At 66.6% G+C, this 25,207-nt stretch carries 29 protein-coding genes and 1 tRNA gene; 15 read left to right on the top strand and 15 right to left on the bottom strand.

Annotation, left to right across the window (positions count from 1 at the left end):
• Positions 1–188: 188 nt before the first annotated feature.
• Positions 189–986 carry a GNAT family N-acetyltransferase gene (locus DU478_RS07745; RefSeq protein ID WP_114510379.1) on the bottom strand — a complete coding sequence of 266 codons (798 nt, stop codon included), beginning with the start codon at positions 984–986 and terminating at the stop codon, positions 189–191.
• A gap of 12 nt (positions 987–998) precedes the next feature.
• The gene (locus DU478_RS07740) at positions 999–1,463 is read right to left on the bottom strand and encodes an outer membrane protein assembly factor BamE (RefSeq protein WP_114510378.1); all 465 of its coding nucleotides are present in this window, start codon (positions 1,461–1,463) and stop codon (positions 999–1,001) included.
• Between the two features lie 87 nt (positions 1,464–1,550).
• On the opposite strand from DU478_RS07740, the gene DU478_RS07735 reads away from it, so the two are divergent.
• The 9 genes from DU478_RS07735 (at position 1,551) to DU478_RS07695 (ending at position 8,754) form a co-directional block, all read left to right on the top strand.
• On the top strand, positions 1,551–2,111 hold the full coding sequence (locus DU478_RS07735; protein WP_233501155.1) for a YceD family protein: 561 nt from the start codon (positions 1,551–1,553) through the stop codon (positions 2,109–2,111).
• Positions 2,112–2,287: 176 nt separating this feature from the next.
• Positions 2,288–2,494: a 50S ribosomal protein L32 gene (rpmF, locus tag DU478_RS07730; RefSeq protein ID WP_114510376.1), complete on the top strand. Its 207-nt coding sequence runs from the start codon at positions 2,288–2,290 to the stop codon at positions 2,492–2,494.
• Between the two features lie 21 nt (positions 2,495–2,515).
• Positions 2,516–3,616 (top strand): phosphate acyltransferase PlsX, encoded by a 1,101-nt coding sequence (plsX, locus tag DU478_RS07725; protein WP_114510375.1) that lies wholly within the window; start codon positions 2,516–2,518, stop codon positions 3,614–3,616.
• Entirely contained in the window at positions 3,613–4,584 is a 972-nt protein-coding gene (locus tag DU478_RS07720) for a beta-ketoacyl-ACP synthase III (RefSeq protein WP_114510374.1), read from the top strand. Before plsX ends, DU478_RS07720 begins: the two co-directional genes overlap by 4 nt.
• A 96-nt stretch (positions 4,585–4,680) precedes the next feature.
• Positions 4,681–4,983, top strand: coding sequence for an integration host factor subunit alpha (gene ihfA, locus DU478_RS07715; protein WP_114510506.1), 303 nt, complete (start codon positions 4,681–4,683; stop codon positions 4,981–4,983).
• 10 nt (positions 4,984–4,993) lie between these two features.
• Positions 4,994–6,598 carry a MerR family transcriptional regulator gene (locus tag DU478_RS23305; RefSeq protein WP_233501154.1) on the top strand — a complete coding sequence of 535 codons (1,605 nt, stop codon included), beginning with the start codon at positions 4,994–4,996 and terminating at the stop codon, positions 6,596–6,598.
• A 62-nt stretch (positions 6,599–6,660) separates the two neighbouring features.
• Positions 6,661–6,737 (top strand) — tRNA-Pro (locus tag DU478_RS07705).
• Between the two features lie 104 nt (positions 6,738–6,841).
• Positions 6,842–7,918 (top strand): 2'-deoxycytidine 5'-triphosphate deaminase, encoded by a 1,077-nt coding sequence (locus DU478_RS07700; RefSeq protein WP_114510373.1) that lies wholly within the window; start codon positions 6,842–6,844, stop codon positions 7,916–7,918.
• A 173-nt stretch (positions 7,919–8,091) separates the two neighbouring features.
• Positions 8,092–8,754 carry a DUF1236 domain-containing protein gene (locus DU478_RS07695; RefSeq protein ID WP_114510372.1) on the top strand — a complete coding sequence of 221 codons (663 nt, stop codon included), beginning with the start codon at positions 8,092–8,094 and terminating at the stop codon, positions 8,752–8,754.
• A 120-nt stretch (positions 8,755–8,874) separates the two neighbouring features.
• On the opposite strand, the gene DU478_RS07690 is transcribed toward DU478_RS07695, so the two are convergent.
• From DU478_RS07690 to argS, 6 genes are all read right to left on the bottom strand, one after another.
• Complete coding sequence (locus DU478_RS07690; protein ID WP_114510371.1) at positions 8,875–9,090, bottom strand: hypothetical protein; 216 nt, start codon at positions 9,088–9,090, stop codon at positions 8,875–8,877.
• A gap of 70 nt (positions 9,091–9,160) precedes the next feature.
• Positions 9,161–9,868, bottom strand: a complete 708-nt coding sequence (gene scpB / locus DU478_RS07685) for an SMC-Scp complex subunit ScpB (RefSeq protein ID WP_114510370.1) — start codon at positions 9,866–9,868, stop codon at positions 9,161–9,163.
• Positions 9,858–10,661 carry a segregation and condensation protein A gene (locus DU478_RS07680; RefSeq protein WP_114510369.1) on the bottom strand — a complete coding sequence of 268 codons (804 nt, stop codon included), beginning with the start codon at positions 10,659–10,661 and terminating at the stop codon, positions 9,858–9,860. The genes scpB and DU478_RS07680 overlap by 11 nt, the downstream gene beginning before the upstream one ends.
• Positions 10,645–11,664, bottom strand: coding sequence for a glycoside hydrolase family 3 N-terminal domain-containing protein (locus tag DU478_RS07675; protein ID WP_233501153.1), 1,020 nt, complete (start codon positions 11,662–11,664; stop codon positions 10,645–10,647). The genes DU478_RS07680 and DU478_RS07675 overlap by 17 nt, the downstream gene beginning before the upstream one ends.
• The gene (locus DU478_RS23300; protein WP_233501152.1) at positions 11,661–12,689 is read right to left on the bottom strand and encodes an SPOR domain-containing protein; all 1,029 of its coding nucleotides are present in this window, start codon (positions 12,687–12,689) and stop codon (positions 11,661–11,663) included. Before DU478_RS23300 ends, DU478_RS07675 begins: the two co-directional genes overlap by 4 nt.
• 76 nt (positions 12,690–12,765) lie before the next feature.
• On the bottom strand, positions 12,766–14,511 hold the full coding sequence (argS, locus tag DU478_RS07670) for an arginine--tRNA ligase (RefSeq protein WP_114510367.1): 1,746 nt from the start codon (positions 14,509–14,511) through the stop codon (positions 12,766–12,768).
• A 293-nt stretch (positions 14,512–14,804) separates the two neighbouring features.
• On the opposite strand from argS, the gene DU478_RS07665 reads away from it, so the two are divergent.
• A complete protein-coding gene (locus DU478_RS07665) occupies positions 14,805–15,416 on the top strand; it encodes a hypothetical protein (RefSeq protein WP_114510366.1) in 612 nt (203 codons plus the stop codon).
• Between the two features lie 36 nt (positions 15,417–15,452).
• On the opposite strand, the gene DU478_RS07660 is transcribed toward DU478_RS07665, so the two are convergent.
• Positions 15,453–17,333: a cation:proton antiporter gene (locus DU478_RS07660; protein ID WP_114510365.1), complete on the bottom strand. Its 1,881-nt coding sequence runs from the start codon at positions 17,331–17,333 to the stop codon at positions 15,453–15,455.
• 412 nt (positions 17,334–17,745) lie between these two features.
• Entirely contained in the window at positions 17,746–18,942 is a 1,197-nt protein-coding gene (locus DU478_RS07655; RefSeq protein ID WP_407703151.1) for a deoxyguanosinetriphosphate triphosphohydrolase, read from the bottom strand.
• 71 nt (positions 18,943–19,013) lie between these two features.
• Between DU478_RS07655 and DU478_RS07650 the strand changes: the two genes are divergently transcribed.
• The gene (locus tag DU478_RS07650; protein ID WP_114510363.1) at positions 19,014–19,337 is read left to right on the top strand and encodes a HesB/IscA family protein; all 324 of its coding nucleotides are present in this window, start codon (positions 19,014–19,016) and stop codon (positions 19,335–19,337) included.
• On the opposite strand, the gene DU478_RS07645 is transcribed toward DU478_RS07650, so the two are convergent.
• Genes DU478_RS07645 through DU478_RS07635 form a run of 3 tightly spaced genes read right to left on the bottom strand, consistent with a single transcriptional unit; the run spans position 19,338 to position 21,969 of the window.
• Entirely contained in the window at positions 19,338–20,231 is an 894-nt protein-coding gene (locus tag DU478_RS07645) for a DMT family transporter (protein WP_325048090.1), read from the bottom strand. It lies immediately after the preceding gene.
• A complete protein-coding gene (locus DU478_RS07640) occupies positions 20,228–21,304 on the bottom strand; it encodes a DUF6902 family protein (protein ID WP_114510362.1) in 1,077 nt (358 codons plus the stop codon). The genes DU478_RS07645 and DU478_RS07640 overlap by 4 nt, the downstream gene beginning before the upstream one ends.
• Positions 21,305–21,363: 59 nt before the next feature.
• On the bottom strand, positions 21,364–21,969 hold the full coding sequence (locus DU478_RS07635) for a DUF6749 family protein (protein WP_114510361.1): 606 nt from the start codon (positions 21,967–21,969) through the stop codon (positions 21,364–21,366).
• 326 nt (positions 21,970–22,295) lie between these two features.
• Here DU478_RS07635 and xth point away from each other — a divergent pair, with 326 nt between their 5' ends.
• The 4 genes from xth to grxD all read left to right on the top strand — a co-directional run bounded on the left by xth (position 22,296) and on the right by grxD (position 23,930).
• Positions 22,296–23,105, top strand: coding sequence for an exodeoxyribonuclease III (gene xth, locus DU478_RS07630; protein WP_114510360.1), 810 nt, complete (start codon positions 22,296–22,298; stop codon positions 23,103–23,105).
• A gap of 75 nt (positions 23,106–23,180) precedes the next feature.
• Complete coding sequence (locus tag DU478_RS07625; protein ID WP_114510359.1) at positions 23,181–23,429, top strand: BolA/IbaG family iron-sulfur metabolism protein; 249 nt, start codon at positions 23,181–23,183, stop codon at positions 23,427–23,429.
• Positions 23,426–23,575 carry a hypothetical protein gene (locus DU478_RS22865; RefSeq protein WP_158545756.1) on the top strand — a complete coding sequence of 50 codons (150 nt, stop codon included), beginning with the start codon at positions 23,426–23,428 and terminating at the stop codon, positions 23,573–23,575. Before DU478_RS07625 ends, DU478_RS22865 begins: the two co-directional genes overlap by 4 nt.
• On the top strand, positions 23,568–23,930 hold the full coding sequence (gene grxD / locus DU478_RS07620; RefSeq protein WP_114510358.1) for a Grx4 family monothiol glutaredoxin: 363 nt from the start codon (positions 23,568–23,570) through the stop codon (positions 23,928–23,930). The genes DU478_RS22865 and grxD overlap by 8 nt, the downstream gene beginning before the upstream one ends.
• A 163-nt stretch (positions 23,931–24,093) precedes the next feature.
• On the opposite strand, the gene DU478_RS07615 is transcribed toward grxD, so the two are convergent.
• Positions 24,094–24,489, bottom strand: a complete 396-nt coding sequence (locus tag DU478_RS07615; protein WP_114510357.1) for a cell division protein ZapA — start codon at positions 24,487–24,489, stop codon at positions 24,094–24,096.
• Complete coding sequence (locus tag DU478_RS07610) at positions 24,489–25,007, bottom strand: hypothetical protein (RefSeq protein WP_114510356.1); 519 nt, start codon at positions 25,005–25,007, stop codon at positions 24,489–24,491. Before DU478_RS07610 ends, DU478_RS07615 begins: the two co-directional genes overlap by 1 nt.
• Positions 25,008–25,207 lie beyond the last annotated feature (200 nt).

Here is a 25,207-nt window from a genome sequence, read left to right as displayed (position 1 = left end):
CCCGCTAGGCCCCGGCGCGCACGGCGTCAAGGTGGCGCGTTTTCCTCGAGGAAAACGGACCGGAAACCTCGAGGTTTCCGGTGCGCCGGACACGGACCGAGGGTCCAGCGACACCGGCGCGCGATGGTCTTGGCCGGGGCGCGTTTTCCCCTAGGAAAACGGCCCGGAAAATTCGAATTTTCCGGGCTCTACCCGGCGACGGCCCTCAGCAGGCGTTTGCGGGCGGGCGGAATGGCGGCGATCTCGACCCCGGTGAAGACATGCAGCGTGTTCATCCGGGCGTCGATCACCGCGTGATCGCTGACCCAGCCGCCCATGGCGAGGTAGGTGCGCAGCAGCGGCGGCATCGCGGCGAGCCCCTTGCGCGCATCGGGTTTGCGCCGCAGCCGCGCGGCAAAGCGAAAGACCTGCGGCGCCTTGAGGCCCGGCGCCCAGCGGCGCGGCGCCAGAGACCGCGCCTTGAGCACCGCGAAGGCGTCGGAATAGGGCTGTGGATCGGTGCCGCGGAAGGACGCGCAACCGAACAGCAGCTCGACCCCCGACGCATCGACATAGGCGGTCATCGCCCCCCAGGCGACGCGCAGGATATCGGGGTCGTGTGCCTCGGGATGCAGGCAGAACCGGCCCATCTCGATCATCGGGCCCGCGAAGGCCTCCAGCGCCGACAGATCGTAGAATTGCGCCGAATAGCTGCGCCCGATCTCCGCGCCGCCGGACAGAGGCAGCAGGCGGAAGCAGCAGACCAGCCGGCCGCCGCTCCGCTCTTCGACGAGGATATGCACGCAGCTTGCGTCGTACCGGTCCCGGTCGCGGCCCGCCCGCCCGTGAAAGGCCAGATGCCGCAGCGCCTGGGCCGCGGCCACGTCCCCCGCGGTGTGGGCCACGCGGGCCCGGTAGCGTCCGCGCTCCAGCCCGGTCAGCGCCGGCGCCCTGCCCTGGCCTGCGTCCGGCTCCGGGGCGGTCTCAGGCGGGTCGGGCAGAGGCATGGCGGGGCGCGATCAGCCGTCGGGGTTCAGAAGGTTCTCGGCAGAGATCCGGCCGATGTTGCCGAAGAGCTTGCGGATGAAGCCGATGTCGCCATCCGCCGACTCGGTCACGCGCCGGCTGATCGGCACGACCTGCCCGTCCTGCAGCCCGTAGCGTTCGATGTTGTTCACCACGCCCTCGGGACTGAAGGAGATGGCCAGGACCTGGCGGTCGACCATCTCGGGATTGCGCCAGCCGTAATGACGCACCTGGGATTCGATGTAGTAATAGCCGCTGGCGTTCAACACGCCCGAGGTCGTCGGCACGCCGATCACCTCGGCCACCGTGTCGCGGGTGTCGACGCCGACCACGATTTGTTGAAGATCCGCTTCGGACGGCACGTAGCCATGGCTGCGGAACCGCTCCGTACAGGCGGTGAGCGCGACACAGCTGGCCACAAGAAGCGCCAGCTTCATCCCCGATCGTCTGCCTCGCATGCCGCCCCTCTTGTCATGGCTGGTAGTGCCTTCTATTCCGCTTACATAAGAGATGTGGATCGTTCAAGTAAAGGAAGCGCTTACCTTATGACCAACGCAAAGTCCGCCCCCGGCGTATTCCGGGTCGCGGCGCTCTCGTCGAAGACCCCGCAACAGTTCGACCTGCGTCCCGAGGCCGAGGCCCGCGCCGCGATCGCGGAGCAGATCGGCCTGTCCGCGCTGCGCAAGCTGAGCTTTTCGGGCGAGATCGCACCGCTGGGCAAACGCGGCTGGGAACTCAGCGGGACGCTGGGCGCCACGGTGGTGCAGCCCTGCGTGGTGACGCTGGCCCCGGTCACCACCCGCATCGACGAAGAGGTCACGCGCCGCTTTCTGCCGGCGGAAGAGGTGCTGCCCGAGGTCGACCCCGGCGCCGAGATCGAGATGCCCGAGGACGACACCGCGGAACCGTTGGGGGATGTCATCGACACCCGGGCGGTGATGATCGAGGCGCTCACCCTCGCGCTGCCGCTCTACCCGCGCGCGGAGGATGCCGAACTGGGCGAGGCGGTCTTTGCAGAAGACGGCGCAGAGCCGCTGCGCGACGCCGATCTCAAACCCTTCGCGGCCCTTGCGGCGCTGAAAAACAAAGCCTCGGATGACGGCTGAGACATGACCCTTGCGGCTGCGCAACAAATCGCTTGCGGTTTGGATTTTTCCCCCTATTTTCGCGCCTTCACATGGATTCCGGGTTGTATCCTTGCCTGCCTTAAGTCAAAGAGGCCGGACATCCCGACAACCGGGCATGGCCGCCATGCCCTCACACGAAAGATCGAGGTCAAGACATGGCCGTTCAACAGAACAAAGTCTCCAAGTCGCGCCGCAACAACCGCCGCGCCCACGATGCGCTGGTTGCCGGCAACCCGAACGAATGCGACAACTGCGGCGAACTTAAGCGTCCGCATCACGTCTGCCCGTCCTGCGGTCACTACGCAGAGCGTGAAGTCGTCGCTCTCAACGACGAAATCGACCTGGACGAAGACGCAGCCTAAACCGGACCCAAGGCCCACCGCATGACCTCTACGCAGGATCACACGAAGGCGGGCACGGGACAGGTTGTGCTTTCCATCGACGCCATGGGGGGCGATCACGGACCGGCGGCGGTTGTCGCCGGAATTGCCGCGTCTGCGCGCAAGAACCCCGAGATTCGCTTTCTCCTGCACGGGCGCGCCGATGAACTGCACCGGCTGGTGTCGAAAAAGCGCGGCCTTGCCGAGGTCTGCGACATCCGCGATGCGCAAGGCGTCGTGCGCATGGACGACAAGCCCAGCCACGTCATGCGCAACGGCAAGGACACATCGATGTGGTCGGCGCTCGACTCGGTCCGCAATGGCGAGGCGACGGTGGCCGTCAGTTGCGGCAACACCGGTGCGCTGATGGCGCTGTCCATGGTGCGGCTGCGCAAGCTGCCCGGCGTTAACCGCCCCGCAATCGCGATCCTCTGGCCGTCGCGCAACGACCATGGCTTCAACGTCATGCTGGATGTCGGCGCCGACATCCGCGCCGATGCGCGCGACCTGCTGCAATACGCACTGATGGGGGCATCCTACGCCCGCAACGGGCTCGCGCTCGAACGCCCGCGCGTCGGGCTGCTGAACGTCGGCACCGAGGAACACAAGGGCCGGGCCGAGCTCAAGGACGCGCATGACCTGATCAGCCGGCAGGCCGACGAGGCGCATTACGAATTCGTCGGCTTCGTCGAGGGCGGCGACATTCCCGGCAACCGCTGCGACGTGATCGTCACCGACGGCTTTACTGGCAACGTGGCGCTCAAGACCGGTGAAGGCACCGCCAGCCTGATCGGCGACCTGCTGAAAGAGGCGTTCGCCTATTCGCCCCTGTCGCGGCTGGCATCGCTGCTGGCGCTGACCTCTCTCAAACGTCTGAAAAAGCGCATCGACCCGCGCCGGGTCAACGGCGGCGTGTTCCTCGGCCTCAACGGCACGGTGGTGAAATCCCACGGCTCGGCCGACGAAACCGGCGTGTCCGCGGCGGTCAAGCTGGCGTTCAAGCTCGCGCAGAACGGCTTTGGCGACAAGCTGGCCGCACGGGTCGCCTCGGCGGCCGACATCATGCCCGAACCCGACCCGGCCAAGGATGGAACCCACTCATGACGTTGCGTGCCCAGGTCGCCGGCGTCGGCCATTACCTTCCCGACCGCGTCGTGCCGAACTCCGAATTCGAACAGACACTGGCCACCTCGGATGAGTGGATCCGCTCGCGCTCGGGCATCGAGCGCCGGCATTTCGCTGCCGAAGGCCAGACCACGTCGGACATGGCCACCCGCGCGGCGCGCGCCGCGCTCGACGACGCCGGGCTCGCCGTGGCGGATATCGACGCCATCATCGTCGCCACCTCGACCGCCGACCTGACCTTTCCGTCGGCCGCCACGATGGTACAGGCCGAACTGGGCATGACCCACGGCTTTGCCTTCGACGTGCAGGCGGTCTGCGCCGGGTTCGTCTATGCGCTCACCAATGCCAACGCGCTGATCCTGTCCGGTCAGGCGACCCGCGTGCTGGTCATCGGGGCCGAGACTTTCAGCCGGATCATGGACTGGACCGACCGCAGCACCTGCGTGCTTTTTGGCGACGGCGCCGGTGCGCTGGTGCTCGAGGCCGCGACCGGCACCGGCACCAATGCCGACCGCGGCATCCTGGCGACCGATCTCAATTCCGACGGGCGGCACCGCGACATCCTCTATGTCGACGGCGGCGTGTCGACCCAGTCCACCGGCTACCTGCGCATGGAAGGCAAGGAAGTCTTCCGCCACGCCGTGGAAAAGCTGGCCGCGACGGCGCAGACCGCGCTGGCCAAAGCCGGGCTCGAAAGCAGCGACATCGACTGGGTCGTGCCGCATCAGGCCAATATCCGGATCATCCAGGGCACCGCGAAAAAGCTCGGCCTGCCGATGGACCGGGTGGTGGTGACGGTGCAGGATCACGGCAATACCTCGGCGGCGTCGATTCCCCTGGCGCTGTCCGTGGGCAAGGACCGCGGCCAGATCAAGCAGGGTGACCTGGTGGTCACCGAGGCGATCGGCGGCGGGCTTGCGTGGGGCGCTGTCGTCCTGCGCTGGTAGAGCGCGCCGCAGCGCTTAAAAGCCGTGTTGCAAGCCATTGATATTGACTCGGAAATTCACAAGACCCTATGCTTGTGCAAAATCGGAGGGATGGCCATGGGCGACAAGACCTTGACGAGGATGGACCTGAGCGAGGCGGTGTTCCGAGAGGTCGGGCTGTCGCGCAACGAAAGCGCCGAACTCGTCGAAAGCGTTCTGACCCACATGTCCGATGCCCTCGTCGGCGGCGAGCAGGTCAAGATATCGTCCTTCGGCACCTTTTCGGTCCGTGAGAAAGCCGCCCGCGTGGGCCGCAATCCCAAGACCGGAGAAGAGGTGCCGATCCAGCCGCGCCGGGTCCTGACCTTCCGACCGTCGCATCTGATGAAAGACCGCGTGGCGGACGGCAACAAGCGCTAGGCAGACCCAAATGGCAAAATCACGCGACGCGTTCCGCACCATCAGCGAGGTGGCGGAGTGGCTTGAGACACCCGCGCATGTCCTGCGATTCTGGGAAAGCAAGTTCACCCAGGTAAAACCGGTGAAGCGCGCCGGCGGACGGCGGTACTACCGCCCCGCCGACATGGCGCTTCTGGGCGGCATCAAGACGCTGCTGCACGAGGAAGGCATGACCATCAAGGGCGTGCAGAAGATCCTGCGCGAACAGGGGGTCAAGCACGTCGCGGCGCTGTCCGCCCCGGTGGATGACGACACCGAAGAAGAGATCCCGGACGCGCCCTTTATCGACGCAGCGGAACCTGACGACACCGTGGTGCAATTCACGCCTGCCGCCTCCGAACCGGCGCCGAAGCCGCAGACGCCAGAGCCGCAGGGCGCTATGGACTTCGCCGATCCGGAGCGATCGGTCACCACCCTCGCGGAGACCGAAGAGGCTGTCGACGAGGCGGCCCCCAACGGCGAGACCACCGACCCATCCGGCCAAGAGCGCGCGACGGAACCTGTCGACACGATGCCGCCGGAGACCGCCCCGGAACCTGCCCAGGACACGCCGTCTTCTCTGGAGCAGGACACTTCGGCGGAGTCGGAGGCCGCAGCCACCGACGGTCCGACGATGTCAGTTGCCGGGGACGCCGCGGCGGCATCCGAACCTGACATCCTCGCGGACCCCAAGCAAGATCCTCACCCGCAGGATGCAGCGTCCCACGAGGAGGCGCCGGACCTGCCCGAGGCCGCGATCACCGCGGCAGACCCGGAACCGCAAGCGCCGCCACCCGCCGCAGAAGAGCCGGACCCGCAGGCCACACAGGCAAGTGAGGATGCGCCGGATCGGACCGACGCCGGGATTTCTGCGGCAGAGCCGGACACACACGTTCCGACACCCTCCGCAGAGGTGGAGGCCGCACCGCTCGATGAGGGTTCACCGGTTCGCCCCGAGGCCGCGATTTCCGCGGCAGAGCCCGAACCGCAAGCGCCGCCGCCCGCAGCAGAGGCGCCGGACCCGCAGGACGCACAGCCCGAAGAGGACGACCCGGAGCCGGCACCCTCCCTCTTCACCGGACCAGCCCAGGACCGGGATGGTGCCGCACAGGCCGATATGCCGCAGGACACGGAGACATCCGGCGAAGACAGCTTTGCCGATGACGACAGCAGCCCCTTGCCCGATTTCCTCAAGACCCCGCTTGCACCCGCGCTGGAGACCAAGAGCGCAGAGGCCGTGGCCGCGGAAGGCGCCGCCCCCGAAAGCGCTGTGCCCGACGACGCCCCGGATCACGTCGCGCCCGATCCTCTGACCGCCACTGCAGAACCTGGCGTCGACGCGGCGCCAGCCGAGACAGAGCCGGAGGAAACCACCGAGCCGCCTGCCCCGGACGGTCCCGCAGCGGCCACGGAAGACTCCGCACCGCCCAAGGGTCTGCCGGACCTGCCCGATCTCGACGCCATAGAACCGTCAACGGGCCCGCTGTCTGCTCTTGCGCGCCTCTACAACCTCTCCCCGCAGGATACCGAAAGGCTGGCCCCGGTGGTCGCCCAGCTGCGCGCCCTGCAAGACCGGCTTTCCGGCGGCGTCCGCTGATCGCATCGCAGTGTGATTTCGGGGTTGCCCCCGCGCGCAAAACCGGTATGACACGCAGCAGTCGGGCTATAGCGCAGCCTGGTAGCGCGTCCGTCTGGGGGACGGAAGGTCGCAGGTTCGAGTCCTGCTAGCCCGACCAATCACACCTTCGCTGCCAGTTCCCGCGCCGTTCTGCGCGCTTTGGCATTTCCCCCCTCGCCCCGCCTTGCTAGAAGACCTGAACAGTTTTCCGGGGGCCGTGCCATGACAGGCGTGCTTGCAAGCCAGCAGATCGAAACGCTTATCTCCGACGGCGCGATCCGGATGGAGGTCGCGGCGGTCGAGGGTCAGGTGCAGCCCGCCAGCCTCGATTTGCGACTGGGACATGTGGCCTACCGCGTGCGGGCGTCGTTTCTCGCCGGCAGCGGTCAGCGGGTGTCGGAGCGGCTGGAGGAATTCGAGATGCACCGGGTCGACCTTTCGGACGGGGCGGTGCTGGAAAAGGGCTGCGTCTACCTCGTGCCTTTGCTCGAAAGCCTCGCCCTGCCCCAGGGAATCCACGCCATCGCCAACGCCAAAAGCTCCACCGGGCGGCTCGACCTGCTCACGCGGACCATCACCGATGGCGGCACCGAATTCGACCGGATCGCCGAAGGGTATACCGGGCCGCTCTACGCCGAAATCTGCCCGCGGTCGTTCTCGGTGCTGGTGCGCACCGGCATGCGGCTCAACCAGATCCGGTTCCGCGACGGGCGGGCGGTGCTGGACGATGCAGAACTGACGGCGCTTCACGCGACGGAAACGCTGGTGACAGGCGGCGCGCCGGTGATCCGCGACGGGCTGGGCTTCTCGGTCGATTTGCGGCCCGAGGACACCGACCTCGTGGGCTACCGCGCCAAGCCGCACACCGGGGTCATCGACCTCGACCGCATCGGCGCCTACGATCCGGCGGAGTTCTGGGAAGAATTGCGCACGGACATAGGCCGGATCATCCTCGACCCGGACGCCTTCTATATCCTCGTCAGCCGCGAGGCGGTGCACATCCCGCCGACCTACGCGGCCGAGATGGCGCCGTACCTGGCCATGGTGGGCGAGTTCCGTGTGCATTACGCCGGGTTCTTCGATCCGGGGTTCGGCCATGCGCAGGCAGGCGGTACCGGATCGCGCGGCGTGCTCGAGGTGCGCTGCCACGAGGCGCCCTTCGTTCTGGAGCATGGACAGATCGTCGGGCGGCTGGTCTACGAGCGCATGTCTCAGCAGCCAGCACAGCTTTACGGCCAGGGCATCAAGTCGAACTACCAGGGCCAGGGCCTGAAACTCTCCAAGCAGTTTCGCGCCTGACGCGCCGTATGCGCAGGGAACCGGCAAACTTTTGCCGATCCGCGATCACGCCACGGCCAAGCATCGCCAACTTTCTGAAATCTTTGGGAAAGCCGCGGAACGCGATGGGCCGGGCCGGACTTGTCTGACGGAAGGCGCTCATGCCTTTGCGCAACAAAACAAGGACAAGACCAATGAACATCAAGAAAACCGCACTTTATTCCTCTGTCATCCTCGCCGTCGCAGCCTCCCCGGCACTCGCAGCACTTTCGGCGAACACCACGACCGAACTGAACCTGCGCTCCGGTCCGGGCGCCCAATACGACATCCAGAGCGTCATCCCGGCGTCGGCCGAAGTTGCCGTCGAAGGCTGCCTTGCGGGTGGCGAATGGTGCGAAGTGTCCTTCGGCGGGGAAACCGGCTGGGCCTATTCCGCCTACCTGACGACCCCGGTCGAAAACGAACCGGTGGTGCTGTACCAAGCGCCGCAGACGATCGAGATCGAGACCGTGACCTATGACAACGGCAACAAGGCCGTCGGCGGCACCGCCGGTGCGGGCTTTGGCGCCGCCGCGGGCGCGCTGCTGGTGGGCGGTCCCGCCGCCGTCGCTGCAGGCGCGATCCTGGGTGCTGCGACAGGAGCGTCCTCGACCGTGGAAGAAGAGACCGTGACCTACGTGCGTCAAAACCCGGTCGAGCCGGTGTACCTTGAAGGCGAAGTTGCCGTGGGTGCGGGTGTGCCCGAGACCGTGACGATCTACGAGACGCCGGCGCAAGGCTATTCCTATGTCAACGTCAACAACCAGCCGGTGGTGATCGACAACGACACCCGCCGCATCGTCACGGTGATCCGTTAACAGATTGCGAATGGAGGTCCGGATTCGCGCCCAAGTCGCGCGACCGGGCGTCCGGTGCCGGTATCCGAGCGATGCCGGACCAGCGCCGTCCCGCCCCCGCGGGGCGGCGTCATGTCTTCGCTACATCCGGCCTGCGCGGCGGGCGATGCGCGCGGCCTGGCGTGCGCGGCGGGCGTTCTGCTTGCCCTGCCGCGCCTGCTGACGCTCTTCGGGTGTCATGTCCTGCGGCTTCTTGCCCTTGCCGAAAGCCTTGTCGATCCCGGCATTCACGCCCTTGTTCATGACTTTGCGAAAAATCATCCGGGTGATCATGTTGATGATGCCGTTGGCGTTCATTGCGCCCTCCTGTGGCTGCTCCATCCTAACATAGTACGTGAATGTGCAGATTTCAGGGCCGCGGCGCCGGTCAGTCCTCGAAAAGCTCGCTCTGGCCCTCGTCGGTCTCTTCCTCGCTGTCCACATCGCCTTCGCCCGCCTTGGGCAAGGCTCCCAGCGGCGGCCGGTTGTCCAGCAGGCCGGCGGCGCGCAACTCCTTGAGGCCCGGCAGATCGCGCGCGGTTTCCAGCCCGAAGTGATCGAGGAAACCCGGCGTCACCACGAAGGTCACCGGACGGCCCGGGGTCATCTTGCGACGCCCGAAACGGATCCACTCCATCTCGATCAGCTGGTCGATGGTGCCGCGCGACACCGACACGCCACGGATCTCCTCGATCTCGGCGCGGGTGACCGGCTGGTGATAGGCGATGATCGCCAGCGTTTCGATGGCGGCGCGGCTCAGCTTGCGGGTCTCCACCGTTTCTTTCTGCATCAGGAACCCGAGGTCGGGCGCGGTCCGCATGGCCCAGTCGTCGCCGACCTTGACCAACCGCACGCCGCGCCCCTCGTAGCGCTTGCGCAGATGCACCAGCGCCTCTGCGGCGTCGCAGCCATGCGGCATGCGGGCGTTAAGCTCCTTGACCGACACCGGATCGGCGGTGGCAAAGAGGATCGCCTCGATCATGCGTTCCTGTTCGGCCATCACCGGGGCCGCGAAGAGGCTTTCGCCCTGCTGGTCCTGCGTCTTCTCCTCGGCCTCCTCGGGCAGCGGCGGATCGTTCTCGGGCTCAGCTGTCATCGCGGCCCTCCTTACGACGCAGTTCGATGGGCGCGAACAGCTCGGACTGGCGCAGTTCGGCGCGGCCTTCCTTGACCAGTTCCAGCGAGGCGGCAAAGGTCGCGGCGGTGGCAGAGCGCCATTTCACCGGATCCGCATCCCAGCCTTCGGGCAGGTAGGCGGAAATCTCGGTCCAGGTGCCCGCAAAGCCGATCATGCCGCGCATCCGGTCCAGCGCCTGTTCCATGGTCCAGACCGAATCGCGGTCCATCACGAAGGGGCGGAATTCGTCGCGGGTGCGGATGCGCGCGTAGCCCTGCATCAGGTCCAGCAGCGTCGCGGTGTATTTCACCGCCCTCACCCATTCGACCTGCTGGGTCTGACCGCGGGCGAAAAAGTCCCGTCCCAGCCGGTCGCGGCCCATGAGCCGCGCGGCGACGTCGCGCATCGCCTGCAGGCGTTCGAGCTGAAACGCCAGGTGCGCCGCCAGTTCCTCGCCTGAGGGGCCTTCTTCGGCGGGATCGGGGGGCAGCAGCAGGCGGGATTTCAGGAAGGCGAGCCAGGCCGCCATCACGAGGTAATCGGCGGCCAGTTCGATGCGCAGTTCCTTGGCCTTTTCGACGAAGGCCAGGTATTGCCGCGCCAGCGCCAGCACCGAGATCTTGCGCAGGTCCACCTTCTGCGTCCGGCTCAGCGTCAGCAACAGGTCGAGCGGGCCTTCGAAGCCGTCGACATCGACGATCAGCGCCTCCGCCGCCAGGCGGTCGGCGACGCTTTGCGGCTCGGGCAGGAAGGTCTCAGGGTCGGTGGTCATCGGGCGGGTCCGTCGGCAACGCCTCAAGCTTCGCCCTCAGCGTGGCCATGTCAACCGGTTCCGGGTCGCGGCGCACGGCCAGTGCCGCCTCGGCACGGGCCTGGGCGGCATCGGTCATGGCACCCGCCGCCTCCATCAGCGGCACCATCTCGGCCATGTCGCCGTTGCAGTGGAGCACCGCATCACAGCCCGCCGCCAGCGCCGCCGCACCGCGTTCGGCCACCGTTCCGGACAGCGCCTGCATGGAAATATCGTCGGTCATGATGAAGCCGCCAAAGCCGATCTCGTCGCGGATGAGCCGCATCATCTCGGGCGAGATGGTGGCCGGCGCGCCGTCGAAAGCGTCGTAGACCAGATGCGCCGTCATGCCCATCGGCAGGTCGGCAAAAGGTTTGAACGCCGCGAAATCCAGCGCCTGCAAGGTCTCTGCCGGGGCGGTGATACGCGGCAGATCGTGGTGGCTGTCCATCTGCGCAAGGCCATGGCCCGGCATGTGCTTGATCACCGGCAGCACCCCGCCCGCCAACAGCCCCTCGGCCACGGCGCGGCCCACGGCAACCACCTGCTCCAGCGTCTCGCCGTAGCAGCGGTTGCGCAGAAAGGGATGGGTGTCGGCCCGGGCCAGGTCCAGCATCGGGGCGCAGTCCACGTCGATGCCGTAGCTGCGCATCTCGAGCGCGGTGATCTGGTAGCGCAGCGCCATGCCCTCCGCTGCATGTGCCCCAAGAGCCGCGACGTGTTCGAGCGGCGGCAGCCATTCGGTGGCCAGGGGGGCGCGCAGGCGCTGCACTCGGCCGCCTTCCTGGTCCACCAGGATCGGCGCATCCCAGCCGACGCCGTCGCGCAGCTCCGAGGTCAGTGCGCGCAGTTGGTCGGCGCTGTCGATGTTGCGGGCAAAGAGGATGAAACCGAACGGGTTCGCATCGCGGAAAAAGCGGCGCTCCTCGGGGCCGAGGCGCGGCCCGGCGCAGCCCAGGATCGCCGCGCCAAAGCGGCCCGTCAACGCGACACCACCGGGATGCAGTCGGCGTCTCCGGCGACGAAGGCGGCGCAGAACCGGCGGGCATCCGAGATATCCTCGAACCCGTGCGCGCGCAGGCGGTAGAACGTGCGTCCGCCGGAGCTGGCCTTCTGGATCACCCGGTCCTTTTCCTCCATGTAGTCGCCGAACCGGGCCTCGAGCCGCGCCCATTCGGACCGCGCCACCTCGGCTGAATCGTAGGCGCCGAGCTGTACGAGGCGGGTGCCCGCGGGCAGTGTCTCGGGGTCGATCTCGGCCACCTGGGGCGCGGCCGGGGCAGCTTCGGGCTGCGCGAGGGCGGTGCTGACCAGCCCGCCGGGACGATTGCGCGGACGCAGCGACCGCGCGACGGTGCCCTCGCTGTCCAGCACGCCGGTCACGGGCGCCTCTTCGGTTTCGAGCGGGGTGAGCGTCGCCACAGCGGGGGCGCTTTCGGGCCGGGGCGCGTCGGGATCGAACAGCGGTTCGATGTCACTGGCGATCTGGTCCGCCAGCGCCTGGATCGGATCGTCCGCAGCTGTTTCGGACTCAGTCGTGTCTTCGGCCTCTGATGCCGGAGCGGGCGCGTCCTCGGCCGGTCCCATGTCGGGCGCCGCTTCGGAAAGCTGAAGCGTTTCCGCATCGCGCTGGTCCGGCATCGCGGCAGGGCGCGGCGCCAGTTCGGCTTGCGGCACATCCTCTTCTGAAAGATCCGGCGGCCGCGGCGCCAGCGTCAGGCGGTCGGCAGGATCGGCGGCGACGCCGGTTCCGGCCACGTCGTTGACCGACAGGCCCTGATGATCGGCTGCCTCTCCACCGGGGTTCTGCGGGGCCACGCGCATCGGCCCGCTGGTGGCCTCGACCACGGGGATGCCGGTTACGTCCCGCACCAGCAACCGGTAGCCCCAGACCGCCACGCCGGCGATCAGGGCCAGGGACACCACCGCCCCGGCCCAATTCGCGGTACTGGCCAGATTGCCTTTCGACTCGGACCCCGCCACGGGACCCGCCTGATCGTATGTCGCCATGTCTGCCTTTCTGCCCCGGCGGCCCTGGCCACCGAACGGTTCTTGCACTGCCTCACCCGGCCATGGCGCGCCTTGGTCAGCGCATCTCGGTTGCCGGGGTTACGCCCAAGATACCAAGCCCGCCGGAAATCACAACAGAAACGGCCCGCGCGAGGGCGATTTTGGCCTGTGTTGCGGCGGGATCGTGCTCTTGCAGGAACCGCAGCGACGTATCGTCGTTGCCGGCGTTCCAAAGCGTGTGCAGGTCCGAGGCCAGTTCGAAAAGGTAGAAGGCGATCCGGTGCGGTTCGTGCGTGCGCGCCGCGATCTCGACCAGCCGCGGCCATTCGGCGACCTTCTTGGCCAGCGCGATCTCCAGATCGTGGGTCAGGCCCGAGAGATCCGCCGCCCGCAGGGTGTCGTCGGTGCAGTCGATCCCGGCCTCGGCGGCCTTGCGCAGCACCGAGGAGATCCGGGCGCTGGCGTATTGCACGTAGAAGACCGGGTTTTCCTTGGACTGTTCCTTGACCTTGTCGAAGTCGAAATCGAGTGCTGCATCGGATTTGCGCGTCAGCATGTGAAAACGCGCGGCATCGGAACCCACCATCTCGACCACGTCGCGCAGAGTAACGAAGGTGCCCGCGCGTTTCGACATCTTGAAAGGCTGGCCGTTCTTGAAGAGCTTGACCAACTGAATGAGCTTGATGTCCAGCGGCACGCGGCTTTCCGACAGCGCCGAGACGGCGGCCTTCATGCGTTTGACATAGCCGCCGTGATCGGCGCCGAAGATGTCGATCAGCATGTCGTAGCCACGGCTGACCTTGTCGTAGTGATAGGCGATGTCGGGGGCGAAATAGGTCCAGCTGCCGTCGGATTTCTTGATCGGCCGGTCGACGTCGTCGCCGTAGTCGGTGGACTTGAACAGAGTCTGCTCGCGCGGTTCCCAATCCTCGGGCGTCTTGCCCTTGGGCGGCTCCAGCGTGCCGCGGTAGATCAGGCCCTTGTCCCGCAGTTCCTCGATGGCCTTTTCGATCAGGCCGGTGTCGTAGAGCGACTTTTCCGAAAAGAAGTGATCCATGACCACGCCAAGCGACGCGAGGTCGGTGCGGATGAGGTCCATCATCGCGTCGGTGGCGAAGGTCCGCACCTCTTCGAGCCACTCGGATTCCTCGGCCTCCAGGTACTTGTCGCCAACCTTGGCCTTCAGCGCCTCGCCCACGTCGATCAGGTAGTCGCCGGGATAGCTGCCCTCCGGCCAGTCGACGGAAAGGTCGTGCGCTTCGAGATAGCGCAGGTAGACCGACCGCGCGAGCACATCGACCTGCGCGCCGCCGTCGTTGATGTAGTATTCGCGTGTCACGTCGTAGCCCGCATAGGCCAGCAGCGACGCGGTCGCGTCCCCGACGATGGCGCCGCGCGCGTGCCCGACGTGCATCGGACCGGTGGGGTTGGCGCTGACGTATTCGACGTTGACCCGCTTGCCCTGCCCCATCCCGGACCGGCCATAGGCCGATCCCTTCGCGATCACGTCTTTCGCAAGATCCTGCCAGACGGACGGCGCCAGCCGCAGGTTCAGGAACCCCGGCCCCGCGACCTCGGCCGTCGTGATCCGGTCGTCCTCGGCCAGCAGCGGCGCAAGCGCTTCGGCGATATCGCGCGGCTTCATCTTCGCGGGCTTGGCCAGCACCATCGCGGCATTCGTGGCCATGTCCCCGTGCAGCGGATCGCGCGGCGGCTCTACCGTGACCGGACCCAGGTCCAAGCCATCGGGCAGCGTGCCCTTGGATTGCAGTTGCGCGATGGCGCCGGCCACCAGATGGCCGATGTCGGTAAAGAGGTTCATGGGATGTGCTCCGGACTGTTGGCGTCCGTCTAGCATGTGCGCGGGCAAGGTCAAATAGACGGCGGCGCGGACAATGCGGATGACCGGAGACGGGTTCCGTGACGCTGACCCGGCGGAACCTCCGCACGTCCAGAAACGGCATGAATTCGCCACGCCGCGGCGCGGAAAAAAGCGGGATTGCCCATCTCTCCGGCCACGTGCCCCACGGCGGAGGAACATCGGTGGAAGGCGCGGGTTGATTGGACATGAAGGCGCCGCCCCCCCGGTGCCCGACAAACTGAAAGGACGTACCCATGACCTTTAACAGCAAATCCCTGAGCCTTGCCGCGATCCTCGCCGCCTCTGTGTCCGGCGCGGCCATCGCCCAAGAGAACACCACCACCGAAACCGCACCCGGCGTGGAGTTCGAAGACGAAGGCTCCATGGAACTGCCCCAAGACGAAATGGGCACCAACACCGACGTGAGCACCGGCATGGACGGCACCGGCAGCATGGACAGCACCGCCGGCATGGATTCGACCACCGAAATGGACAGTGGGTCCGAGATGAGCGCATCGAACGACATGGACTCGGGCAATAGCGACAAGTGGACCTATGGCAAGGTGCTGTCGTCGATGAAATCCGGCGAAAACACCGAAGTCGACCTGAGCACCGTCGAAGCCGATGCCGAGATCGACACGATCAGGCTGTCGGAGGTTTCGGGTAACGCTGACGAGAACGCGCAATCGCTGGATACCGCGCTGGCCGAGAACGAGATGGAGATGGACGATTTCCAGAGCTCGGTCGCGGAAAACGACCAGATCAACGCCGCGGTCGAAGCCGACGGCTTCAGCAGCGACAACGTTCTGGGCGTCTACAAGACCGCGAACGGCACGATCGAAGTGCTGATCGACGACCGCGCCTGATACGTTCGCAATAACCTAAACCTGCGCCCCCTTCGATCAGTCGGAGGGGGCATTTTTCGTTCCGTTCCCTTGACCGTTGCCCCTGCCGTTCTCGGCCTTGGTCGCCTCGTGGCGCTCCTTGCGCTCCGGCATCACCGAGAGGATTCGCATGCCGACGGTTTCGCGCGGCTCGTCCTCCGGCCCCAGCAGCCGCAGTTCTCCGGCAGAGCCGATGTCGGCCAGAACGGCGGCGTCGGGGTTGGTCTTGCGCCAATCCTCGATGGTGAATTCCTCGGACAGCTTCGTCACCCGGAACTCGCAGCCGCCGGCAATGCGCCGGTTGGCCTCGTCATAGGTGTCGTCGGGGCCGAACTTCCGCCCGCCGAGGGATGCCGGCAGCGCGTGGCGGGTGCTGCTTTCCTTGGCGCGGCGCACCTCAAAGACGTTTTCCCGGCCGAATTCCGGGGCAAGGTCGCTGGTCACCAACGTGTTGTAGGCGTCGTTGTCGGTTGCGGCGATGATCTTTTCGTAGCGCACGAGGTCGAGCCGGTCCTCGGCTACCTCGGACAGGATGTCGCCGAAGAAGGTCTCGATCCCCGCCTCGCGCGCGCCGCGCAGATGGGTATGGTTCGGGTCGGCGATGGCCACCGGCAGCTCCATCTTCTCGAAGGCCTTGGCCAGCGCCACCGACCAGGGCGACCCACCGACGATCAGCACGCCCGGACGCTCCGACGCCACCAGACCCAGCCAACGGGCCATGGGCTGCAACGTAAAGCCGTGCAGCAGAACGCTGGCCGCGACCAGCGCGAAGGCCAGCGTAGAGACCTGCGTGCCGTCCTCGATCCCGATGCTGGCCAGCCGTTCGCCGAAAAGCCCGGCGACCGCCACCAGCACGACACCGCGCGGACCGGTGAAGGCCACGAGCAGCCGCTCTTTCCACGGGATGCCGGAGAAGGCCAGCGACGCCAGAACCGACACCGGGCGCGCGACGAAGATCACGACGCAGACGAAGGCCAGCGTCGACCAGTCCATGCTCAGCAGCGTGTCGCGGTCCATGTTGGCCGCCAGCAGGATGAACACGCCCGACACCAGCATGACCGTGGCATGTTCCTTGAACCGCCGAAGCTCGGTGTAGCTCGGCAGGTCGGAATTGGCGATGTATATGCCCATGAGCGTGACGGCGAGAAGACCGCTTTCGTGCAGGACCGCGTCCGACAGGGCAAAGACCAGAAGCAGCAGCACGAAGAGCACCGGCACCTTCATGTATTCGGGCACCATGCCCAGGGTGAAGGCCTTGACCAGCCCCCAGCCCGCGGCAATGCCCAGCACGGAGGCGACGACGATGCCCAGGACCAGATCCTGCACCGCTGCGCCTGCTCCGGTCGCCGTCTGCAGAACGATGACCACTTCGAAGGCCAGAACAGCCGCCAGCGCGCCCACCGGATCGTTGACGATGGCTTCCCACTGCAAGAGCTTGGCGGGGCGGCTTTTCAGCCGCGCCTGGCGCAGGAGCGGCGCGATCACCGTGGGGCCGGTGACGATCATGATGCCGCCGAACACCGCCGAGGTCTCCCAACTCAGCCCCGCCACGTAATGCAACGCCGCCGACGATACTGCCCAACCCAGTGGCGCGCCGACGAAGACCAGCCGCCGCACGCCGACTGCGGCATCGCGCAGGGTGTGGAAGTTGAGCGTCAGACCGCCCTCGAAGAGAATGATCGCCACGGCAATGGCGATGAGCGGCGACATCAGGTTGCCGAAATCCTGAGACGGGTTCAGCAGCCCAAGCCCCGGCCCAACGATCAGGCCCGCCGCAAGCATCAGCACGATGGCCGGCATCCGCAGCCGCCAGGCCAGCCATTGCGAGCCGACCCCCAGGGCCCCAACGAGCGCGAACCCGAGAACCGGGTCGATCCCGGCGATGTCCGATGTGGCCATGTTATCTCCGTTGCCGCGGCGCCGCTCCGGCGGCACGGTTGTTCCTGCGTGCGATGTGTCCCGCAACGCTTCAATTTCATTCAGTATATGGCGGTCCCGTGCGATTGGTAGGGTGCAAGTCCCCGCGACACCGGATGCACCAGCATCCAAGCGCCACCGCTCAACGCAACGCAGCGCGCCGACACCCAGTTCCCGGCGCGAGGTCCAGAGCGCTCGCCTGCACTGTCGCGGCGACACCGGTCGGGCCGCGTTCCCCGAAGCGCAGCGCCTGCACGTTGCAACCGAAGGAGACACAGCTGACCGAGAAGGTCGCGCGAGGCGGGCCTTCGAGCACCCGGACAGGGCACCGACAGGCGGCGGGAACGGGCGCGAAAGACGCGGCCAGCCCTTCGTGAAAGAGGCCCCGATCTTGTCAGGTGGCGTCGTGCAGGATGTCGACGCCAAGCAGGCGCGCGTGCTGTTGCAGGGCGAACCGGTCGGTCATCCCGGCGATGTAGTCCGCCACCAGCCGCGCCAGCGCCGCGTCGTCCTGCGCCGCCGCGATGTCGTCGTGCCAGCGTTTGGGCAGCAGGTCGGGCCGGGACAGGTACAGCGGGAACAGGTCGTTGACGACCCTTGTCACCTTGACGCGCTGGTCCATCACCGACGGCGCGCGGTACATGTGCCCGAAAAGAAAATCCCGGATCGCCCGAATGTCGCGCCACATCGGCGGCGAGAAAGAGATCGCGTCGCGGCCCAGTTCGCGAATCTCCTGTGCGGAGGCACAGCCCGACGCCGCCAGCAACGCCCGCGAAAAATCGATCACGTCGCCGACCATGGCGCCGAAGACCCGGCGCAGCGCCTCGTGGCGGCGGCGGTAGGGATCGAGTCGGGGATAGGCTGCGTCGACCTCGGCATACGCCGGGCCGACGATGGGCAGCGCGATGATTTCCGCCTCGGTGAATAGCCCCGCGCGCAGCCCGTCGTGCAGGTCGTGGTTGTTGTAGGCGATGTCGTCGGCCAGCGCTGCCACCTGCGCCTCCGCACTCGCGTGGGTGTGCAGTTCGAGGTCGTGCAGCGCGGCGTATTCGGCCAGGGCATGCGGCAGGTCTCCGGTCACCGGACCGTTGTGTTTCGCAATGCCTTCAAGGGTTTCCCACGTCAGGTTCAACCCGTCGAACGCGGCATAGTGCCGTTCGAGCGAGGTGACGATGCGGATCGTCTGCGCATTGTGATCGAACCCGCCATAGGGGTCCATCAATGCATGCAGCGCGTCCTCACCGGTATGGCCGAAAGGCGTGTGGCCCAGGTCGTGCGCCAATGCCACCGCCTCGGTCAGGTCGGTGTTCAGCCCCAGCGCGCCGCAAATCGTCCGCGCCACCTGCGCCACCTCGATCGTGTGGGTGAGCCGTGTGCGGTAGAAATCACCTTCGTGTTCGACAAAGACCTGGGTCTTGTGCTTGAGCCGCCGGAAGGCCGAGGAATGGATGATCCGGTCGCGGTCACGCTGAAAGCAGGAGCGGAAGGCGCTTTCCTCTTCCGCCACCCGGCGCCCGCGGCTTCGGCGCGGATCGCTTGCATAGCTGGCCTGCATGTCGTCCCCGTTCTTTGGCGATGTCCGTGTCGCCATGTCCTTGTCGCCTGTCCCGCGCGTTCGTATATTATGAACGGAAGCGATAAGAAACCTGTCCGGAGGATATCATGCAGCTGCCGCCGAAAGTCACCGACCGCGCCTTTGCCCGCCTCGCCGAGATCGGCGCGTCGGACCAGGGCCAGGCGCTGCGCGTCGCCGTCGAAGGCGGCGGATGCTCGGGCTTCCAGTACGAAATCAAGCTGGATGCGCCGGAAGAGGACGACCTGGTGCTCGAAGGCCAGGGGCAGCGGGTGGTGGTGGATTCGGTGTCGCTGCCGTTCCTGTCCAACGCGGTGATCGACTTCACCGAGGAACTGATCGGCGCCCGCTTCGTGATCGAGAACCCGAACGCCACGTCGTCCTGCGGCTGCGGCACGTCTTTCTCGATGTGATCAGGCGCGCAGGCCCCGCGCCCGCGCGGGCAGCGCGTCATCCAGCACCAACCACAGCCCCGAGGCGACGACCAGCGTCACGCCTGTGACCGTCCCCGCGCCCGGCACCTCGCCGAAAGCCGCGTATCCGATCACCACCATCCAGACGAATTGCAGGTTCATCAGCGGCGTCGCGACGTAGGCCGGCAGCAGCCGCAGCGCCACGGTCACCAACCAGCGCGCCGCGAAAAGGCAGACCGCGTAGGCCGCGACCCAGGCAAAGTCAGCGGCGGGCATGGCACGCCAGACGAAGGGCAGCGCCGTGCCCATGACCACGAGAATGGCGAGGTTCGGGTAGAAGACCTGCGCCAGGGCGTTGCGCTCGAACCGGCCAATGTAGCGCGCGCAAAGCATCGAGCCGGTCCCGGTCACCGCGGCCATCAGCGCCCAGCCATGCCCCGCCTGAACCGAGGACATGCCCCCCGGCATCAGGCACCAGATCCCCACCAGACCCAGCGCCAGCGCGCCGTAGGCCGAGGCGCGCAGCGGCTCGCCCAAGGTGGGCCCGCTCATCAGGCCGGCGATCACCGGCATGAGACCGATGAAGAGGAACACATCCGCGAAGGGCAAGAGCCGGAAGGCCTGGAAAAAGCCGATGCAGGCCAGCACCGTCAGGGCGGCGCGCAGGGCCATGGCGCGCGGGGCGCAGGTGCGCAGACCCCCTGCCCCCACAGATCGCGCGGAGCGGCTGGCGGCAAAGGACAGCATCAGCACCATGGCCGAGGACAGCGCGAAGAGCTGCGGCGCGGCATAGCCGCCGGCGATGAACTTGGTGATCCCGTCAGCCGCGGAAATGGTCAGCGTGTAGAGTGCGACCAGCCCGGCCCCGGCCAGCGATGCCGCCCGCATGGTCATGCGGGCCGTCCGGCGCCGTCGGCGCGTGCAAAGCCCTCGAAAAAGTCGGCGAAATGCTCGCAGGAGGATTCGGCCATCCGGACCACCCCCATCGCCTCGGCCGAGAGCTGCGCCTGCATGTGACCACGCATCTGCTGCCAGTCGCCCGAGCGTGCGCCGTCCATCCGGAACATGCATTCCGACATCTCGCGCAGGGCCGCCGACCGCACCGGCGAGCGGTCGAATCGGACGCGCCCCGGCACCACCGGCTGGGTAAAGCTGCGCCTGCCCGAAAGGGCCTGGTGCCAGTTGCAGACAAGGTATTCGTGGTAATCGTCCTGCACGCTCGCCTGCGGCGACGTGGTCAGCTCGAACAGGTGCGTTTCACGGTCCAGCCAGTCGGTCCAGAGCGGCGGCGGCGTCTCCCTGGCATAGCGCAGGGCGATGCAGATCTCGGCCAGCAAGTCGGCGTTCTGATCGAGATAGGCCAAAAGTCCAGCGTAATTCAGGCTGGTGATGGCCGCCGGTTCCAGTGCAGGATCGGTGCGTCCGTATTCACTGAGGTAGAACACCGCGTGGGTCAGCTCGTAGGCGGCTTTCTTGTTTGGCAGGGTAAATGTTTGCGAGCGGCCGATGAAGGCGCGCATCCGATCCTCGAGTCCGCCGTCCTGCGGAAGCGGATCGCGACCCCGGCGGGCCATCAGCCGCCGCGCCTCCATGCGCTGCAGGTCCGACAGCTCGGCCATGGCCAGCTCCTGCGACGCCGCCCAGTCGACCAGTTCCGCGCCCTTGTCGCCCGGCATGCCGAGCGCTTCGAGATCGAGCGTGATCGACAGCAGGAAGCGGTAGTATTGCGGGAAAAAGCGCAAGCGCTTCTCGACGGTGGCGTAAAACCCGCTGTGCGCGGCCAGCGTGGTGTCGTCAAGCCGCGCCCCGGTGCATTCCAGAATGTTCAGGATCTCGGCGTTTTCCTTGAGCCAGAACACGTCGTCGCCGGTGCGCCGTTCGGCGGCAAAGCTGTGCAGAAGCGCGCTGGTGCGCGCCTCTGGTGTTTGGATCCGGGAGGGGGGTGTCAGCTGAATGACATTGGTCATGGTCTCTCTCCTCTGGCTGAGAGAGGGGCCGATCCGCCCCTCCGGGATCGATGGTCGGCTCAGGAACCGGAGGTGAAGAGCGCGCAGCCCTCGCCTTCGCCCGCGGCCTCTGCGGTCACCGGAGCGGAGCCGGAGGTGAAGGCCTCGACCGCGTCGCCGGTGGCGGCAACCGTGCCAGCGGGCGCGGAGCCGGAGGTGAACGCCTCGACTGCATCGCCGGTGGCGGCGACGGTGCCTGCGGGGGCGGAGCCGGAAGTGAACGCCTCGACCGCGTCGCCAGTGGCCGCAAAGGTGCCTGCGGGGGAGGATCCGGAGGTGAAGGCCTCGACTGCGTCGCCGGTCGCCGCAAAGGTGCCTGCGGGGGCGGATCCGGAGGTGAAGGCCTCGACTGCGTCGCCGGTCGCCGTGGCGCTGCCAACGGGCGCCGAACCCGAGGTGAAAAGACCCACGGCCTCGCCCGACAGCGCCAGGCCCGAAGTCGCCGGCGCGGAACCGGAGGTGAAGAGATCGGCGCAATCGCCCATCAGCATGTCGCCCGACGCGCTCGGAGCGGAGCCGGACGTGAAGAGCGCGCAGTCGTCGCCGCCGTGCATGTCCGCACCGCGCGCCGGGGCGGATGCGTCAACGAAATGTTCGGAAATGGTGTGCTTGAGTTGTGCCGACATGGTGTCCTCCGTCGTTGGTTACCCTTCAACGCTTGCACGGGCTAATTGTTTGACAAAGGAATATTCTTGCTATGCGTGTTATCCAAAAGCTTATCCACGCACCGAACGCATGCTAGCTTTTTGGACCGAATAAGCTTTCCGAAACCATCCACAGAAAAATAATAATTTTCGATTTCAAACAATAGCTTACAATCCGAAGCTAATCCAAAGTCGAATCACATCGGAAAGAATTGAAAGCGTCGCGCCAATTCCACGCAACGCGCAGGCGGCTTGCCACCCGCAGTGCCATAGGCGATAGAATGGCACAACCAGCGGGAGTGCCGGAAATGAAAATTGCGACCTTCAACATCAACGGAATCAAGGCGCGCGCCGAGGCCTTGCCGGCCTGGCTCGACGAGGCGTCTCCGGACGTGGTCCTGCTGCAGGAGATCAAGTCGATCGACGACGCCTTCCCCCGCGAGATCTTCGAGGACCGCGGCTACAACGTCGAAACCCACGGGCAGAAATCCTTCAACGGCGTCGCGATCCTGTCCAAGCTGCCGCTCGAGGACGTGACCCGCGGCCTGCCCGGCGATGACGCGGACGAGCAGGCACGCTGGATCGAGGCGACAGTTGTGGGCGACCGCCAGGCCGTGCGGATCTGCGGGCTTTACCTGCCCAACGGCAACCCGGTCGCATTCGGCAGCGACGGCACGCCAGAGCGCTCCGGCAAATACGGCTACAAGCTCGACTGGATGGACCGGCTGGAGGCCCGCGCCCGTGCCCTTCTGGACGCCGAGATGCCGGCGGTCATGGCCGGCGATTACAACGTCATCCCGCAGACCGAAGATGCCGCAAAGCCAAAGGCCTGGGACCGCGACGCGCTGTTCCTGCCCACCACCCGCGCCGCCTTTCGCCGCATCGTCAACCTGGGCTTCACCGATGCCTTCCGCGCCCGCACCCAAGGCGGCGGGCACTATTCGTTCTGGGACTACCAGGCGGGCGCCTGGCAGCGGAACAACGGCATCCGCATCGACCACCTGCTGCTGACGCCGGCCTGCGCCGACCTGATGACCGACTGCCAGATCGACCGCGCCGTGCGCGGCGGCGACAAGCCCTCGGATCACGTTCCGGTCTGGGTCGACCTCGCCGCCTGATCGCGTCCGCTGCGGCTTGAACCTGCGCTCCGGCACGCGTACATCTGTGCCAGAGAAGGCAAGCGGAGCGCAGACATGGCCATAGAGGCGCAGGAAATCGAAGACTTGATCCGCGCGGAATTCCCGCAGGCGAAAATCACGATCACCGACCTCGCGGGCGACGGCAACCACTACGCCGCCGAGGTGATCGACGAATCCTTCCGCGGCAAGAACCGGGTGCAGCAGCAGCGCGCGGTCTATGCGGCGCTCAAGGGCAAGATGGACGGTGCGCGCGGCGAGTTGCACGCGCTGGCCCTGACAACGAAGGTCCCGGACCCGGCATGATCCCGGGACTCGCGACCTTTCTTTCCGAGACCTGGCCGATCCTCGGCGCGCTGGCGCTGGTCGGCCTCATCACCTACGGCGCGCTGAGGCCCGCGATCCGCGCGGAGCAGCGCCGCCAAGACAGCCTGGAGAGCTCAGATGACTGACGCCAAGACAAAGATCGACGAAACCGTGAAAGCCAATGACGTGGTGCTTTACATGAAGGGCACCAAGTCGATGCCGCAATGCGGATTTTCCAGCCGCGTGGCGGGCGTACTGAACTACATGGGCGTCGACTATGCCGATGTGAACGTGCTGGCCGATGACGATATCCGCCAGGGCATCAAGGACTATTCCGACTGGCCCACCATTCCGCAGCTTTACGTCAAGGGCGAGTTCGTCGGCGGCTGCGACATCATCACCGAAATGACCCTGTCGGGCGAGCTTGACCAGCTTTTCGAGCAGAACGGCGTGACCTACAACAAGGACGCTGCGGACAAGATCCGCGAAGCCAACGGCTGAGCTTTCGTCAGACGATGTGATGAGGGGCGTGGCGACGGCTGCGCCCTTTTTTCTTGCGGTTGCAATGATCGAGAGCGCTGGAGCGAGGGGCCAGCCCCTCGCGCTCCCCGGAGATTTATTGGCAAGATGAAGCAGCGATGTTGCGGACGTGGCGCCCTGCCCCTCAACTGGCCGCCTTTTCCTCGATCTCGTCGGCCAGCGCTTCGGCGCGGGCGGCGAGTTCGGCGAGGCTGTCGGTCACGCCTTCGGGCAGAACCGGCACCTCGACGCGCTGCGGTTCGGGCGCCGGGGCGTCGCGCAGGGCGCGGATCTGGTCTTCCATGCCGGCGGCACGGTCCTCGGCTTCGCGCAGGCGATCCTCGAGTCCGGCGGTCTTGTCGGCCAGCATCAGACCGGCCATGAGCAGCATCCGCGCCTCGGGCACCCGGCCGATCTGGTCGACCAGCACCGAGGCTTCGGCGTCGAGCATACGGGCGGCTGCCTGCAGGTACTGTTCCTCGCCCTCCTGGCAGGCCACTTCGAAGCTGCGGCCGCCGATAGTGATTTCGACTTCGGGCATCAGGCGCTCTCCTCTGAGGCGGCCTCGGCCAGGAGCGGTTCGAGCGTGTCGAGCAGCAGCTGGTTTTCGGCCATGTCGGCGGCGCGTGCGGCGCGCAGGGCTTCGAGTTCGGCCAGCATGGCCTTGTTGATCAGGTGCGGCTCTCCGACGTTCTGTTCCAGCGCGTTGCGCAGTTCCACGTTGGTGGCGCTGAGCATCTCGTTGGCGCGGCGCAGGCGCTGCAATTCGCCGTCGAGCCGGCCCAGCGTCGCGGACGATCCGCTGGCCTGGGCCCGCAGCTGGGCGACCTCGGTCTCCTGCTTCTCGCGAATCGCCCTCACCCGTTCCTCGAGCTGGGCATTGGCGAGCCGTTCGTCTTCGAGCGCCTCGCGCAGGGCGACGAGTTCCTCTGCATCGGCGCCGTCCGGGGCGGTCGCCGCAGCGGGATCGACCGCGCGGGACTCGACGGCTTCGACACCCTTGGCGATGCGGTCAAGCGCCTGGGTGATCCGCCGCTGCAATTCGTCTATCTGGGTCATGGGTTTGCCCTTTGCACTGCCATCGGAGCCTATGCGCGGCCGGTCTCCGAATCGCCGCCGCTCCGTTAAAGCAGAGTTTATCAACCTGCATCGGAAAATGCGCCCCCTTATCCGTCAAGGCCTTATGGGCCGCGCTTGATCTTCGCCGCCGGGCTGGTAAGAGGCGAGGGCCGCCCGAGTTTCAAAAAAGGATGCCGCCC

This window comes from Thalassococcus profundi, assembly GCF_003344785.1.
Taxonomy (GTDB): Bacteria; Pseudomonadota; Alphaproteobacteria; order Rhodobacterales; family Rhodobacteraceae; genus Puniceibacterium; species Puniceibacterium profundi.
The sequence above is the reverse complement of the archived record's forward strand: the minus strand, read 5'-3'. Positions and strand labels throughout refer to the sequence as shown.

Bases quoted from the DNA above. Each gene is read 5' to 3' on its own strand.
- DU478_RS07745 (WP_114510379.1), bottom strand. From the start codon at position 986: ATGCCTCTGCCCGACCCGCCTGAGACCGCCCCGGAGCCGGACGCAGGC.
- DU478_RS07740 (WP_114510378.1), bottom strand. From the start codon at position 1,463: ATGCGAGGCAGACGATCGGGGATGAAGCTGGCGCTTCTTGTGGCCAGC.
- DU478_RS07735 (WP_233501155.1), top strand. From the start codon at position 1,551: ATGACCAACGCAAAGTCCGCCCCCGGCGTATTCCGGGTCGCGGCGCTC.
- rpmF (WP_114510376.1), top strand. From the start codon at position 2,288: ATGGCCGTTCAACAGAACAAAGTCTCCAAGTCGCGCCGCAACAACCGC.
- plsX (WP_114510375.1), top strand. From the start codon at position 2,516: ATGACCTCTACGCAGGATCACACGAAGGCGGGCACGGGACAGGTTGTG.
- DU478_RS07720 (WP_114510374.1), top strand. From the start codon at position 3,613: ATGACGTTGCGTGCCCAGGTCGCCGGCGTCGGCCATTACCTTCCCGAC.
- ihfA (WP_114510506.1), top strand. From the start codon at position 4,681: ATGGGCGACAAGACCTTGACGAGGATGGACCTGAGCGAGGCGGTGTTC.
- DU478_RS23305 (WP_233501154.1), top strand. From the start codon at position 4,994: ATGGCAAAATCACGCGACGCGTTCCGCACCATCAGCGAGGTGGCGGAG.
- DU478_RS07700 (WP_114510373.1), top strand. From the start codon at position 6,842: ATGACAGGCGTGCTTGCAAGCCAGCAGATCGAAACGCTTATCTCCGAC.
- DU478_RS07695 (WP_114510372.1), top strand. From the start codon at position 8,092: ATGAACATCAAGAAAACCGCACTTTATTCCTCTGTCATCCTCGCCGTC.
- DU478_RS07690 (WP_114510371.1), bottom strand. From the start codon at position 9,090: ATGAACGCCAACGGCATCATCAACATGATCACCCGGATGATTTTTCGC.
- scpB (WP_114510370.1), bottom strand. From the start codon at position 9,868: ATGACAGCTGAGCCCGAGAACGATCCGCCGCTGCCCGAGGAGGCCGAG.
- DU478_RS07680 (WP_114510369.1), bottom strand. From the start codon at position 10,661: ATGACCACCGACCCTGAGACCTTCCTGCCCGAGCCGCAAAGCGTCGCC.
- DU478_RS23300 (WP_233501152.1), bottom strand. From the start codon at position 12,689: ATGGCGACATACGATCAGGCGGGTCCCGTGGCGGGGTCCGAGTCGAAA.
- argS (WP_114510367.1), bottom strand. From the start codon at position 14,511: ATGAACCTCTTTACCGACATCGGCCATCTGGTGGCCGGCGCCATCGCG.
- DU478_RS07665 (WP_114510366.1), top strand. From the start codon at position 14,805: ATGACCTTTAACAGCAAATCCCTGAGCCTTGCCGCGATCCTCGCCGCC.
- DU478_RS07660 (WP_114510365.1), bottom strand. From the start codon at position 17,333: ATGGCCACATCGGACATCGCCGGGATCGACCCGGTTCTCGGGTTCGCG.
- DU478_RS07655 (WP_407703151.1), bottom strand. From the start codon at position 18,942: ATGGCGACACGGACATCGCCAAAGAACGGGGACGACATGCAGGCCAGC.
- DU478_RS07650 (WP_114510363.1), top strand. From the start codon at position 19,014: ATGCAGCTGCCGCCGAAAGTCACCGACCGCGCCTTTGCCCGCCTCGCC.
- DU478_RS07645 (WP_325048090.1), bottom strand. From the start codon at position 20,231: ATGACCATGCGGGCGGCATCGCTGGCCGGGGCCGGGCTGGTCGCACTC.
- DU478_RS07640 (WP_114510362.1), bottom strand. From the start codon at position 21,304: ATGACCAATGTCATTCAGCTGACACCCCCCTCCCGGATCCAAACACCA.
- DU478_RS07635 (WP_114510361.1), bottom strand. From the start codon at position 21,969: ATGTCGGCACAACTCAAGCACACCATTTCCGAACATTTCGTTGACGCA.
- xth (WP_114510360.1), top strand. From the start codon at position 22,296: ATGAAAATTGCGACCTTCAACATCAACGGAATCAAGGCGCGCGCCGAG.
- DU478_RS07625 (WP_114510359.1), top strand. From the start codon at position 23,181: ATGGCCATAGAGGCGCAGGAAATCGAAGACTTGATCCGCGCGGAATTC.
- DU478_RS22865 (WP_158545756.1), top strand. From the start codon at position 23,426: ATGATCCCGGGACTCGCGACCTTTCTTTCCGAGACCTGGCCGATCCTC.
- grxD (WP_114510358.1), top strand. From the start codon at position 23,568: ATGACTGACGCCAAGACAAAGATCGACGAAACCGTGAAAGCCAATGAC.
- DU478_RS07615 (WP_114510357.1), bottom strand. From the start codon at position 24,489: ATGCCCGAAGTCGAAATCACTATCGGCGGCCGCAGCTTCGAAGTGGCC.
- DU478_RS07610 (WP_114510356.1), bottom strand. From the start codon at position 25,007: ATGACCCAGATAGACGAATTGCAGCGGCGGATCACCCAGGCGCTTGAC.